The sequence below is a fragment of the Brevundimonas sp. genome (assembly GCF_035935935.1).
Lineage (GTDB): Bacteria > Pseudomonadota > Alphaproteobacteria > Caulobacterales > Caulobacteraceae > Brevundimonas.
The window spans coordinates 350,001-362,016 of record NZ_DASYWO010000005.1 but is presented as its reverse complement, the minus strand read 5'-3'; the positions used below and the strand labels follow the sequence as shown (position 1 = coordinate 362,016).

At 69.1% G+C, this 12,016-nt stretch carries 13 protein-coding genes, 1 tRNA gene and 2 rRNA genes (1 of these 16 running past the window's edge); 7 read left to right on the top strand and 9 right to left on the bottom strand.

Annotated elements, in window-relative coordinates; all coding sequences use genetic code 11:
• Window positions 1–53: 53 nt before the first annotated feature.
• Entirely contained in the window at window positions 54–911 is an 858-nt protein-coding gene (gene hemF / locus VGR32_RS06565) for an oxygen-dependent coproporphyrinogen oxidase (RefSeq protein WP_327449287.1), read from the top strand.
• Here the strand turns inward: hemF and VGR32_RS06560 are convergent.
• Window positions 908–1,591, bottom strand: coding sequence for a type 1 glutamine amidotransferase (locus VGR32_RS06560; RefSeq protein ID WP_327449285.1), 684 nt, complete (start codon window positions 1,589–1,591; stop codon window positions 908–910). The two genes, hemF and VGR32_RS06560, sit on opposite strands and share 4 nt — an antisense overlap.
• Window positions 1,592–1,638: 47 nt before the next feature.
• On the opposite strand from VGR32_RS06560, the gene VGR32_RS06555 reads away from it, so the two are divergent.
• Window positions 1,639–1,944: an antibiotic biosynthesis monooxygenase family protein gene (locus VGR32_RS06555; protein WP_327449283.1), complete on the top strand. Its 306-nt coding sequence runs from the start codon at window positions 1,639–1,641 to the stop codon at window positions 1,942–1,944.
• On the opposite strand, the gene rlmJ is transcribed toward VGR32_RS06555, so the two are convergent.
• Window positions 1,941–2,759, bottom strand: coding sequence for a 23S rRNA (adenine(2030)-N(6))-methyltransferase RlmJ (gene rlmJ, locus VGR32_RS06550; RefSeq protein WP_327449281.1), 819 nt, complete (start codon window positions 2,757–2,759; stop codon window positions 1,941–1,943). The genes VGR32_RS06555 and rlmJ overlap by 4 nt on opposite strands.
• Before the next feature lie 87 nt (window positions 2,760–2,846).
• Here rlmJ and VGR32_RS06545 point away from each other — a divergent pair, with 87 nt between their 5' ends.
• The 3 genes from VGR32_RS06545 (at window position 2,847) to VGR32_RS06535 (ending at window position 4,721) form a co-directional block, all read left to right on the top strand.
• On the top strand, window positions 2,847–3,173 hold the full coding sequence (locus VGR32_RS06545; RefSeq protein ID WP_327449279.1) for a hypothetical protein: 327 nt from the start codon (window positions 2,847–2,849) through the stop codon (window positions 3,171–3,173).
• Window positions 3,173–4,201, top strand: a complete 1,029-nt coding sequence (locus VGR32_RS06540; protein WP_327449277.1) for a DNA topoisomerase IB — start codon at window positions 3,173–3,175, stop codon at window positions 4,199–4,201. Before VGR32_RS06545 ends, VGR32_RS06540 begins: the two co-directional genes overlap by 1 nt.
• Window positions 4,202–4,313: 112 nt before the next feature.
• Window positions 4,314–4,721, top strand: coding sequence for a hypothetical protein (locus VGR32_RS06535; protein ID WP_327449275.1), 408 nt, complete (start codon window positions 4,314–4,316; stop codon window positions 4,719–4,721).
• On the opposite strand, the gene VGR32_RS06530 is transcribed toward VGR32_RS06535, so the two are convergent.
• Window positions 4,718–5,389 (bottom strand): Fe2+-dependent dioxygenase, encoded by a 672-nt coding sequence (locus tag VGR32_RS06530; RefSeq protein WP_327449273.1) that lies wholly within the window; start codon window positions 5,387–5,389, stop codon window positions 4,718–4,720. The two genes, VGR32_RS06535 and VGR32_RS06530, sit on opposite strands and share 4 nt — an antisense overlap.
• Window positions 5,390–5,471: 82 nt before the next feature.
• On the opposite strand from VGR32_RS06530, the gene VGR32_RS06525 reads away from it, so the two are divergent.
• Window positions 5,472–6,284, top strand: a complete 813-nt coding sequence (locus VGR32_RS06525; protein WP_327449271.1) for a hypothetical protein — start codon at window positions 5,472–5,474, stop codon at window positions 6,282–6,284.
• 41 nt (window positions 6,285–6,325) lie between these two features.
• Here the strand turns inward: VGR32_RS06525 and tdh are convergent, their stop codons facing one another.
• Window positions 6,326–7,366, bottom strand: coding sequence for an L-threonine 3-dehydrogenase (gene tdh / locus VGR32_RS06520; RefSeq protein ID WP_349255944.1), 1,041 nt, complete (start codon window positions 7,364–7,366; stop codon window positions 6,326–6,328).
• 140 nt (window positions 7,367–7,506) lie between these two features.
• Here tdh and VGR32_RS06515 point away from each other — a divergent pair, with 140 nt between their 5' ends.
• Window positions 7,507–8,070, top strand: coding sequence for a hypothetical protein (locus tag VGR32_RS06515; protein ID WP_327449267.1), 564 nt, complete (start codon window positions 7,507–7,509; stop codon window positions 8,068–8,070).
• Here the strand turns inward: VGR32_RS06515 and VGR32_RS06510 are convergent.
• The 5 genes from VGR32_RS06510 to VGR32_RS06490 all read right to left on the bottom strand — a co-directional run.
• The gene (locus VGR32_RS06510) at window positions 8,063–9,253 is read right to left on the bottom strand and encodes a glycine C-acetyltransferase (protein WP_327449265.1); all 1,191 of its coding nucleotides are present in this window, start codon (window positions 9,251–9,253) and stop codon (window positions 8,063–8,065) included. The genes VGR32_RS06515 and VGR32_RS06510 overlap by 8 nt on opposite strands.
• A gap of 51 nt (window positions 9,254–9,304) precedes the next feature.
• Window positions 9,305–10,219 carry a DUF4232 domain-containing protein gene (locus VGR32_RS06505; RefSeq protein ID WP_327449263.1) on the bottom strand — a complete coding sequence of 305 codons (915 nt, stop codon included), beginning with the start codon at window positions 10,217–10,219 and terminating at the stop codon, window positions 9,305–9,307.
• Window positions 10,220–10,333: 114 nt separating this feature from the next.
• Window positions 10,334–10,410: transfer RNA gene (locus VGR32_RS06500), tRNA-Met, on the bottom strand.
• A 73-nt stretch (window positions 10,411–10,483) separates the two neighbouring features.
• A 5S ribosomal RNA gene (rrf, locus tag VGR32_RS06495) occupies window positions 10,484–10,598 on the bottom strand.
• Window positions 10,599–10,673: 75 nt separating this feature from the next.
• Window positions 10,674–12,016: ribosomal RNA gene (locus tag VGR32_RS06490) — 23S ribosomal RNA — on the bottom strand; it runs 1,445 nt beyond the window's last position.

Here is a 12,016-nt window from a genome sequence, read left to right as displayed (position 1 = left end):
GTGTCCAGTGCCGGGCGCTGGCGCGCGGCGCGGCGACATGCTTTAGGCCCGCCATGCTGGACGACCGCAAAGACCGCGCGCGGGCCTGGTTCGAGACCCTGCGCGACCGCATCCACGCCGGGCTGGAGGCGCTGGAGGACGAGGCGCCGCAGGACCTGTTTCCCGGCGATCCCGGCCGTTTCGTGCGCACGCCGTGGGATCGCGCCGAGGGCGGCGGCGGCGTCATGGGCATGCTGCACGGCCGCCTGTTCGAGAAAGCCGGCGTCCACGTCTCCACGGTGCACGGAACCTTCCCCGCCGACTACGCGAAGTCGGTGCCGGGAGCAGAGGAAGACCCGCGCTTCTTCGCCACCGGGATCAGCTTGATCGTTCACCCGGTGAGCCCGCGCGTGCCGGCGGTGCACATGAACACGCGCTTCATCGCCACGACGCGGAGCTGGTTCGGCGGCGGCGCCGACCTGACGCCCGTGCTCGACGTGGACAGGTCGCAGGACGCGCCGGACGCCGTCGCCTTCCATGCCGCGATGAAGGCGGCCTGCGACGCCTTCGATCCGGCGTGGCACGCGAAATACAAGGCGTGGTGCGACGAGTATTTCTGGCTGCCGCATCGCAACGAGCCGCGCGGCATCGGCGGCATCTTCTACGACCACCATGACGGCGGCGACTGGGAAAAGGACTTCGCCTTCACCCGCACGGTCGGCGAAGCCTTCCTGGACGTCTATTCCGCCATCGTCCGCGGCCGTATGCGCGAGCCGTGGACGCAGGCCCAGCGCGAAGAGCAGCTGGTGCGCAGGGGCCGCTACGTGGAATTCAACCTGCTGTACGACCGCGGCACCATGTTCGGGCTGAAGACCGGCGGCAACGTGGAGTCGATCCTCAGCTCCATGCCGCCGCTGGTGCGCTGGCCCTAGAGCCCGAGAAAGGTCCGCAACCACCCGCCGACGAGGCCGCGGTCGTTCGGTCCGGCCAACGAGACCTGCGCCGCGTCGACCAGCGCCGCGTCGATGCGGCCGCGCCGGCCCTCGGCCAGCTCGGCGGCATAGGCGGGCGTGAACTCCGGGTGGAACTGCATGCTGATCGCGTCGTCGCCCCAGGCCAGACCGCCGAAGGGCGTGAAGGCGCTGGCCATGGTCACCCGTGCGCCGGGCGGCAGGGTCTGGACCTGATCCTGATGCGAGGCGGGCACGGCGACCGCCTCCGCCGTCGGCGTCATCCACGGCTCCGTCGACAGGACGTCGTAGCGATGCAGGCCGACGCCCCAGCCCTTGTCGGACTTGCGCACCTCGCCGCCGAGCGCCTGCGCCATGGCCTGATGGCCGAAGCAGATCCCGACCAGCCGCGTCCGGCCCCTCGCCGCGCGAATCCACTCGAACAGGGGCGGCAGCCAGTCGTGGTCCTCGTAGACCCCCGCCGAGGAGCCGGTGATCACCGCGCCGTCGAAGGCGGCGGGGTCCGGCAATCGGCCCGCCTGGACGTCGAACGTGGTCAGCCCCTCGCCCAGCACGGCGCCGAACATCGCGGGATAGTCCCCGTGCCGTGCGGCGAGGGCGGGCGGCGGAGAACCGGTCTTGAGGATGGCGATCTTCGTCATCCGGCGAAGGTAGGAGGCGGCGCCGGCCCGCGCTATACGATCCGGCCATGAGCGACGCCGACGCCGTGGTCCTGATCAACGTCTTCAAGTGCGCGCCGGAGCGTCAGGACGAGCTGGTCGATCTGGTGACGGCCCTCGTCCGGCGGCAGCGGGAGCTGGACGGTTTCGTCTCGGCCGCCCTGCATCGCGGACTGAACGGCAAGGTCGTGGCCAATCATGCGGTCTGGCGCTCGCGCGAGGACTGGAAGGCGATGACGCGGCATCCGTCCGTCGTGGCGGCCATGGAGCCGATCATGGCGGTCGCCACTTTCGAGCCCAATCTGTACGAGCCCGGCGAGGTGATCGAGGGCTAGGCCGTCCAGACCTCGGCCCGCGCGCCGGCGTCGCCCAGATGGGCCGCCACCCAGCCGCAGACTTCACGCGCGGCGCCCTCCAGACCTTCGGGAGGGTTCAGGAACACCATGGCGCAGCCGTTCATCTTCATGGGGTCGGTCAAGGGCCGCAGCCGCGCCTCGGCCACGAGAGGCGCGCGGACGCCGGCCGACGACAGCCGCCGCAGGAAGCCGTCGAACGTCTCCATGTCCTTGAGCGGCGTCCAGACGGCGACGGTCGCCGAGGGATCCGCCCGCACCACCGCCGCGCCCAGATCGGCGGCACGCAGGTAGTCGTCGGGTCGCTCGAAGGGGGGGTCGATCAACACGATCGGTCCCCGCGCGGCGCGGGCTGCCGCGGCCGCCTGCTCATAGCCGTCACCGCCCCGCGCCTCGGCCGCCGGGAACTGCGCCAGCGCCTGGTTCAGAAGCTCCAGCACCGGCGGGTTCATCTCGAAGCCGACGTAGCTGTCGCCGGGTCCCATGCCCTCGACCACGAGTCGCGGAGAGCCGGGGTAGAAGCGCGAGCCGCCCCCGGGATTCAGCGCCCGCACCCTGTCGGCGAGGGCCCGAATGGTCGGCGGAAGGTCCTCGGCGGCCATCAGGCGCGCGACGCCGGCTTCCGCCTCCTTCGACCGCGCCGCGTCGCCGGACAGATCGTACAGGCCCGCGCCGGCGTGGGTGTCGATCACCGTCACAGGGCCGGCCGCCCGACGCAGCTCGATCATCCGCAGCAGCAGCGCGTGCTTGACGACGTCGGCGAAGTTTCCGGCGTGGAAGCTGTGGCGATAGTTCATGCGCGACGTGTCGCAGGCCGGGCACGGGGGTCAAGCCGGAACCGCGGGGCTTTTCGGGCCGTTGCGCGGCCGAAGGAGTTGCTCCGCATGGCCGAAGAGCTGACCGCCGCCCAGCGCACCCCGCCCGCCGCCGTCGCCGCAGAGGCGGACAAAGGGCTGAAGCTGCGCGCCGAGCACGGCCGCGGCGGCACCGAGGTCGGCGTCGGTCGGGCCAGGCAGCTCAAGGCGGGCAAGCCCGTGCCGGTGAAGGACATCAAGGCGATGCACGCCTATTTCGCCCGCCACAAGGTCGACAAGCGGGGCAAGAACTGGGGCGATCGCGAAAAGCCGTCGGCCGGCTACATCGCGTGGCTGCTGTGGGGCGGTGAGCCGGGCAAGCGCTGGGCCGACGGTCTGCGCGAGAAGATGAACTGATGGCCGACGGCGCATCCCGCTTCCACGCGGCGGAGATCCTGCCCGACCCGCCGCCCGGCCTGACCTGGTGCAGCGACGAACACGCCGGACTGACGCGCCGGCGCGCGGGGACCGGCTTCAGCTACGTCGACGCCGGCGGCCGCAGGGTCACGGACGAAAAGACGCTGGCCCGCATCCGCGCCCTGGCCATACCCCCGGCGTGGACCGGCGTCTGGATCTGCCCGCAGGCCACCGGCCACATCCAGGCCACCGGCCGGGACGTGAAGGGCCGCAAACAGTATCGCTATCATCCGGACTGGACCGCGCACGCGTCGGGCAACAAGTTCGACCGCCTGCCGGCGTTCGCCCGCGCCCTGCCGCGGCTGCGGGTGCGCGTGGAGGCGGACCTGGCGCGGCGCAGCGTATGCCGGGAAAAGGTGACCGCCACGGCAGTGCGTTTGCTGGAGATCACCCTCATCCGGGTCGGCAACGCCCAGTACGCGAAGCAGAACCGCTCCTATGGCCTGACCACCCTGCACAAGCGGCATCTGGAGCTCGGCGGGACGGCCCTGACGTTCGCCTTCCGCGGCAAGAGCGGCGTGGAGCATGAAGTGCGGGTGCGCGACCGGCGGCTGGCGGCGGTGATCCGGGCCGTGCGCGAGCTGCCGGGCCAGCAGCTCTTCAAATGGCGCGCCGAGGACGGGACCCTGTGTCCGTTGACGTCCGACGACGTGAACGCCTACGTCCGTGAGGCGATGGGCGAGGAGTTTTCCGCCAAGGATTTCCGCACCTGGGCGGGCACGGTGTCGGCGGCCCGCGCCCTTCGCGAGATGGAGCCGCCGACCAGCGCGACCGACGCGAAGCGCAAGATCACCACCTGCGTCAAGGCGGTTTCCGGACTGCTGGGCAACACGCCCACGGTCTGCCGGTCGTCCTATGTGCACCCGAAAGTCTTCCAAGCCTTCGAGTCCGGCGCGCTGCCGGAGCTGCTGCCGGGGCCCGACGCCAAGGCGTTCGAGGCGAGACTGATCCGCCTGCTCGAGAGCTGAGGCGATTCCGATCCCCGCCGCCGCCGCAAAGCTTGCTTCGTTGTAAGTTGAGCGAGCGCCGTTCGGCGTCTACGGCGCGGCCTCTCATCGGGATCGTCACAAGGAGTCCGGAATGGACCACAAGCTCTCCACCCTGTTTCTGCGTCTGGCCGTCGTCTTCATCCTGATCGGGGTGGGGCTGGGTTACGCCATGGGCGCCACGCACGACTTCACCCTGTCGCCGGTGCATGCGCACATCAACCTGCTCGGCTGGGTGTCGATGTTCCTCTACGGCCTGTTCTACCGGGCCCTGCCGGGCGCGGCGCTGGGCGCCCTGCCCAGGGTCCATGCGGTTCTGGCGATCCTGGGGCTGCCGATCATGATGATCGGGCTGACGATCCAGCTGCTGGCCGTGCCGTCGCTCATGGGCGTGGTTCCGCCGATGATGATCGCCGGGCCGACCCTGATCGTGCTGGGCATGGTCGTCTTCGCGGTGATCGTGTTCCGCGCCACGGGGGTCCGTCAGCCGGTCGCCGCCTAGGTCTCCGCCCAGCGGCGCAGCAGCGCGCCGATCGCCTTGTCCAGCGTCAGGCGCGCCGTCGGATCGGCCTCGGCCGGCCAGGCGGCGCGCACACGCTCCAGATCCCAGAGCACCTCGCGCGCCGCGGCGTCGCGGACGTGGCTCTGGATCCAGCCGACGCAGACCAGACGCACCCCCTCCGTCACCGGCTCGACCCGGTGCGGCGCGCCGGACGGGTAGAGGATGAGGTCACCGGCTCCCAGACGCACCGTGCGGTCCTCCAGCGCGTCCTCGATGGTCAGGCCGCCGCCCGCGTAGGCGTCCGGGTCCGACAGGAAGAGGGTGAAGCTGAGGTCGCTGCGGAACCGCGCGCCCTCGGGGCCCATCAAGGCATTGTCGACGTGGTCGCCATAGCCTCCGCCCACGCCGGTGCGGCTGACCAGCAGCCGGCTGAGCGTGCGGGGCCGCGCCGCCGTCGCCACGACCGGATGGGCCAGAATGCGCTCGCGCAACAGGGCCTCGAGCCCCTGCCCCGCCCGCGTCGACAGGTCGGCCTGTTCGTTGCGCTTCACGCCGCGCGCCGCGGCGCCCGCCGTCGCCGCGCCGTCGCGCCACGTCAGGGCGTCGATCTGGGCGCGGGCCCAAGCCACGGTTTCGGCGTCGAGCACGCCTCCGGCGACCAGCTTCATGGCGTCTCCAGTTGCGATCCAGTTGCAGCTGCTGCGTTCGGCCTATAGACCGCTTCCGTCATTCCGCCGCGAGGATTTCGCCATGTCGACCCTGAAACGCTGGACCGCCCTCGGCCTCGGCGCCGCCCTGATCGCCGGTTGCGGCCAGCCCGCCGACTCCGACAAGGCCGCAGATCAGCCTCAGGCCCGCCAGATGGGCGCCGGCCCGGGAGAGGGCGGCGAAGGCGAAGGCGGGGAATCCGGCGAGGGCGGCGTCGACGTCGCGGCCGCCGCGACCGATCCGACCGTCTATCTGTCGGCGCTGGCCGTCGTGGAAGCCCACATCCGCGCCGCCGCCGCCGCCGCAGAAGCCGGGGAGCGTCAGGCCGCCGGCGAAATGTTCGCCCACCCGGTGTCGGAAATCCTCATCGACATGGCGCCGACCTTCCAGAAGCTCGGCGTCACGCCGTTCGACGACCAGCTGCTGGCCGCCTCCACCGCGACGTTCGAAGGCGCCGACGCCGGCGCCCTGAAGACCCGGGCCGACGCCATCCTGACCACGCTGGATCAGGCCGCGGCCAAGGCGCCCGGAGGGCCGGCCGGCTCCGCCGTGCTGGCGGGCGTGATCGCCGATCAGATCGACCGCGCGGCCATGCAGTACGGCACGGCCAAGGGGTCCGAGAACTATGAGCCCTATCTGGACGGGTACGGCTTCTACATGACCGCCCGCGCCATGCGCGACGAGCATGCCGACGTCCTGCGTCGCGAGCAGCCGCAAGCGCTCGCCGCCATCGACGCGGCCCTGCAGCTGCTGTCGGCCGCCTATCCGACGGCGAAGCGCCCGCAGACCCTGTCGGCCGACGCCGGTCCGCTGGTGGCCGCGTCGTCGCAGGCGAAGCTGGCCGTCACGCGCTGACGGAAAGGGAGCGCGGGCCGGGGGTCCGCGCTCCGACCCGGTCAGGCGGCCCTGGACCAGTCCAGCACCACCTTGCCCGACTTGCCGGCCTTCATGACCTCGAAGCCCTCGCGGTACTGATCGTAGGGGAACTGGTGGGTGATCAGGGGCGTCAGGTCCAGGCCGGCCTTCAGCAGGCCCAGCATCTTGCGCCAGGTCGTGAACATCTCGCGGCCGTAGACGCCCTTGATCGTCAGCGCCTTCAGGATGATCGCGCCCCAGTCGGTCTCCATCGGCTTCGACGGAATGCCCAGCAGCGCAAGCCCGCCGCCCATGATCAGGGTGTCGACGCACTGCTTGAACGCGATGGGCGAACCCGACATCTCCAGCGCCACGTCGAAGCCGACCTTCAGGCCGAGCTCGTGCATGACGTCCTTCAGGTCCTCGTTCATCGTGTTCACGGTGCGGACGCCCGGGGCGACCTTCTGCGCCAGCTCCAGCCGGAAGTCGTTGACGTCGGTCAGGACCACGGTCCGCGCGCCGGCGTGACGGGCCACGGCCGCCGCCATCATGCCGATCGGCCCGGCGCCGGTGACCAGCACGTCCTCGCCCAGCAGGTCGAACTGCTGCGCGGTGTGCACGGCGTTGCCGAACGGGTCGAGGATCGAGCCGATCTCGTAGGGCACGTCGTCGGGCAGTTCGATGACGTTGAAGGCCGGGGCCACGACGTATTCCGCGAAGGCGCCCTGGCGGTTCACGCCGATGCCCTTGGTGGCCGGGTCGAGATGGAAATGCCCCGCGCGCGCGGCCTCGGAGTTCAGATCGATCACGTGACCTTCGGCCGAGACGCGCTGGCCGACCTTGAGGCGACGGTCGACCTCCTTGCCGATGGCGACGATCTCGCCGGCGAACTCATGGCCGGTGATCATCGGCACGGGGACGTTCTTCTGGCTCCACTCGTCCCAGTTCCAGATGTGGATGTCGGTGCCGCAGACCGCGGCGCGGTGCACCTTGATCAGCACGTCCTCGTCGCCGGGGGTGGGGACCGGAGCGGTGATGAGGTCCAGACCTTCGGCCGCCTTCGTCTTGGCCAGGGCCTTCATGGTTTCGGTCATGCGTTCGCTCCCGTCGGTCCGGCCTGACGCCGGTTCGTCGCGGACGGCATAGCGCACTGCCGCCAGACCTCAAGCGTCGCCTTTGCCCCTCCGCGGAAACCGCCAGGCTTCACGAGGGTTATGGCGTGATGCGCACCCCCGCCCTCCGCACCTATGCCGGCTTCGCGTTCGGCGCGTTCCTGGTTCTGGCCGGCTGCGGTCAGGGAGACGCCCCGGCGCCCGCTGCGCCGACTCCCGCGAGGCCCGAGCCGTCCGGCCCCGGCGCCCCCGTCGCGGCGCCTGATGCCCCCGTCCCGGCGCCTGAAGCCCCCGTCCCGGCGCCTGAAGCTCCCGGCACGCCGCCCGGCGGATCGGGCGCCCTGCCGCTCACCCCGGGCGTCTACGTCGGCGAAGGCGCCGGTTGCGGTCGCCCGCCCAACGCCGGCTTCCGCATCTATGACGGCCGCGGCATCAGCGGCTCGTCGACCCGCGACTGCCGCGCGACGATCAAGTCCAGCGACGGGAACGTCCATCAGGTCGAACAGTCGTGCGAGGACACCTACAGCGGTCGGCGGTCTTCGCTGGACCAGAGGGTGGTGATCCCAACTCCGTCCACCTTCACCCTGACCGAAGGCGGCGACACCGAGACGTTCCGTCTCTGCGCCGCCGGCGAGGCCCCTTCCTATCTGGAAGACCTAGCCCGCCCTAGATGACGCCCAGCTCCCTGCCGGCCTGGGTGAAGGCGGCGACGGCGGCGTCGATCTGCTCGAAGGTGTGGGCCGCGGACATCTGGGTGCGGATGCGCGCCTGCCCGCGCGGCACGACGGGGAAGCTGAAGCCGATGACATAGACCCCCAGCTCCAGCATCCGCGCGGCCATGTCCTGCGCCAGCCGGGCGTCGCCCAGCATGACGGGGATGATCGGATGTTCGCCCGGCAGCAGGTCGAAGCCGGCCTCGGTCATGGCCATGCGGAACCGGCCGGCGTGGGCGAACAGCCGGGTGCGCAGCGCGTCGCCTTCCTCGCCAGAAGCGATGCGGATCGCCTCCAGCGACGAGCCGCAGACCGCCGGGCTCAGGGCGTTCGAAAACAGATAGGGCCGGGCCCGCTGCTTGAGCAGCTGCACGACCGGAGCCGTGGCGCAGATGAAGCCGCCCATGGCGCCGCCCAGCGCCTTGCCGAAGGTGCCGGTGACGAAGTCGACCTTTACCCCGCAGTGCGAGAAGGAACCCCGGCCGCGCTCGCCCATGAAGCCGGTCACGTGGCAGTCGTCGACCATGATCAGGGCGCCGTATCGGTCGGCCAGGGCGCGGATGTCGGCCAGCCTGGCGACGTAGCCGTCCATGGAGAAGGCGCCGTCGGTGGCGATGACGATCTCGCGCGCGCCGTCGGCCCGGGCCTGCTTCAGCTGGGCCTCAAGATCGGCCATGTCGGAGGTGGCGAACCGGTAGCGCCTGGCCTTGCACAGCCGCACGCCGTCGATGATCGAGGCGTGGTTCAGGCTGTCCGACACGATGGCGTCCTCGGCGCCGAACAGGGGCTCGAAGATGCCGCCGTTGGCGTCGAACGCCGCGGCGAACAGGATGGCGTCCTCGAAGCCGAGATAGTCGGCGATCGCCCGCTCCAGCTCCTTGTGGATCCCCAGGGTGCCGCAGATGAAGCGCACCGAAGCGGTGCCGGCGCCCCATCGCTCCTGCGCCCTGATTCCGGCCTGCACGACGCGCTCGTCGCCGGCCAGGCCGAGGTAGTTGTTGGCGCAGAAGTTGAGCACCTCACGCCCGCCGACCTCGATCACCGGGCCCTGGCGGGACTGGATGACGCGTTCGGGCTTGGTCAGGCCCTGGGCGTCGATGTCGGCCAGTTCGGCGGCGATGCGGTCATGAAAGGTCGCGGTCATGCCGCTCCGCCTACGCCGTTTCCCCGCCGGTTTGAACCCCCGGCGGCTGGTCTAGGGGCCGACCTGCGGCACGATCTCCGGTTCCTGCGTCGCGCGCAGCGGCGTGAGCCGGACCCGGCCGCCGCACGGGGTGAAGCTCTGGTTCAGGGCGGTCGGCGAGCTGTCGCCGGGCGCGGTGACGGACACTTTCGCCGCCGTCGGACAGGTTCTCTGGCCCGCCGCCTCGTTCGGCACGACCGACCAGCGCAGGCCGAAGAAGGCCTTGCCCTGGGGCGGCAGCGTGACCGCCGGCGCCGTGCCGGTGAACGGCCCGCCGCCGACGTCGATGCGATCGGTGCGCACGGCGGTCAGGTTGCGCCCTTGCCCGTCCTGCAGCGTCAGTCCGACATGACCCTGAAGCGTGCAGGCCTGCGTCCCCACGTTCCTGAGGGAAAACACGGTCTCGCGGCTGCCGGCGCCGGCGTCCGACGCCTCGGCGGCCAGCTGGAGCTGCGGCCCGCGGCAGGGCGCGCCGGAAACCGGCGCCATGCCGGGTTGACCGGGCTGGCCCGGCATCGGGCCGGGCGCCGCGCCGCCGGAGGTCGGCCGCGTGCAGCGCTCAAGGACGGTGACCCCGACCTGATCGTTCGGACCGACCCGACCCAGCGTCGCCTGCTCCTGCCCGTCGCGCGTCGCACTCCACCACTCCCACTCGGCGCCGGAGTAGCGCGCGCCGCTGCCGGACGGCGTCAGCCGCAGGTCCGCCGTCGCGCCCTTGTAGGTCACCCGCGCCGTGGCGTCGTCGACGTACTGGACGTTCACGGTCTGCCCGCTCTCACAGGCGTAGCCGACGACCGGCATGGTCGACGGCGCGGGCTGGCCGGGCGAAGGTTGCACGGGCGGGGCCGCCGGTTCCTCCGCCGGCGGGCTGCACGACGTTAGAACCAGCGCCACGGCGCCCAGGGTCGTCATATGGCCGTGCCGCATGTCCGCGCTCCGTGGTGAATGCCCAAGCTTAACGCGGTTTCGCGGCCAGGGATGCGACGGCGCGATCCGGACGCGAAAAAGCCCCGCGGCGGAGGCCGGCGGGGCTTTCGATCTTGGGTGCGGGAGCAGGATTTGAACCTGCGACCTTCAGGTTATGAGCCTGACGAGCTACCGGGCTGCTCCATCCCGCGGCGAACCTGAGCGTGAAGGAAGAAATGTTCGAGAAGCGTCCCGAAGGACGAACTCACTCTGTGCGACCGGTAGACCCGGCGACGACCTACTCTCCCGCGCCTTAAGACGAAGTACCATCGGCTCTGGAGGGCTTAACGACCGAGTTCGGAATGGGATCGGGTGGGGAACCTCCGACATAGTCACCGGGTCAACCGGGCGCACAGAATGAGAAGACATCGTCATGTCCGGCAAGCGGACCAGTATTCATGAGTTTTGCTGAGAAACGATCAAACCGATCGGATTATTAGTACCGGTAAGCTTCATGCGTCGCCGCACTTCCACACCCGGCCTATCGACGTGGTAGTCTTCCACGATCCTCAGCGAAGCCTTGTTTTGAGGTTAGTTTCCCGCTTAGATGCTTTCAGCGGTTATCTATTCCGTACATAGCTACCCTGCTGCGCGGCTGGCGCCACGACAGGTCCACCAGAGGTACGTCCATCCCGGTCCTCTCGTACTAGGGACAGATCCTCTCAAGCTTCGAACACCCACGGCAGATAGGGACCAAACTGTCTCACGACGTTCTGAACCCAGCTCACGTACCACTTTAAATGGCGAACAGCCATACCCTTGGGACCTGCTCCAGCCCCAGGATGTGATGAGCCGACATCGAGGTGCCAAACTTTCCCGTCGCTGTGGACGCTTGGGGAAAATCAGCCTGTTATCCCTAGAGTACCTTTTATCCGTTGAGCGATGGCCCTTCCATGCGGGACCACCGGATCACTATGGCCGACTTTCGTCTCTGATCGACTTGTCAGTCTCTCAGTCAGGCGAGCTTATGCCATTGCACTCGACGAGCGATTTCCGACCGCTCTGAGCTCACCATCGCGCGCCTCCGTTACACTTTGGGAGGCGACCGCCCCAGTCAAACTACCCACCACGCCATGTCCCGGACCCGGATGACGGATCTCGGTTAGACGTCAACGACAGTAAGGGTGGTATTTCAAGGATGGCTCCACCAGAGCTGGCGCCCCGGCTTCATAGCCTCCCACCTATCCTACACATACGGTCGCTAACGCCAAGGCGAAGCTATAGTAAAGGTTCATAGGGTCTTTCCGTCTGACCGCGGGAACCCCGCATCTTCACGGGGAATTCAATTTCACTGAGCCTGTGCTGGAGACAGTGGGGAAGTCGTTACGCCATTCGTGCAGGTCGGAACTTACCCGACAAGGAATTTCGCTACCTTAGGACCGTTATAGTTACGGCCGCCGTTTACCTGGGCTTCAGTTCGACGCTTTCACATCTCCCTTTAACCTTCAGGCACCGGGCAGGCGTCAGACCCTATACGTCGCATTGCTGCTTCGCAGAGCCCTGTGTTTTTGCTAAACAGTCGCTACCCCCTGGCTTGTGCCACTCATTCCTGGTTGCCCAGGGTGAGTCACGCTTATTCCGAAGTTACGCGTGCAATTTGCCGAGTTCCTTCAGCACAGTTCTCTCAAGCGCCTTGGTATGCTCTACCTGACCACCTGTGTCGGTTTCGGGTACGGTCTCTGCTGGAGTTATTTCCAGGGACGACTTCGCTGCCAGGACAATCCAATAAGCCCTGACAACTTACGCCATCCGTCACTT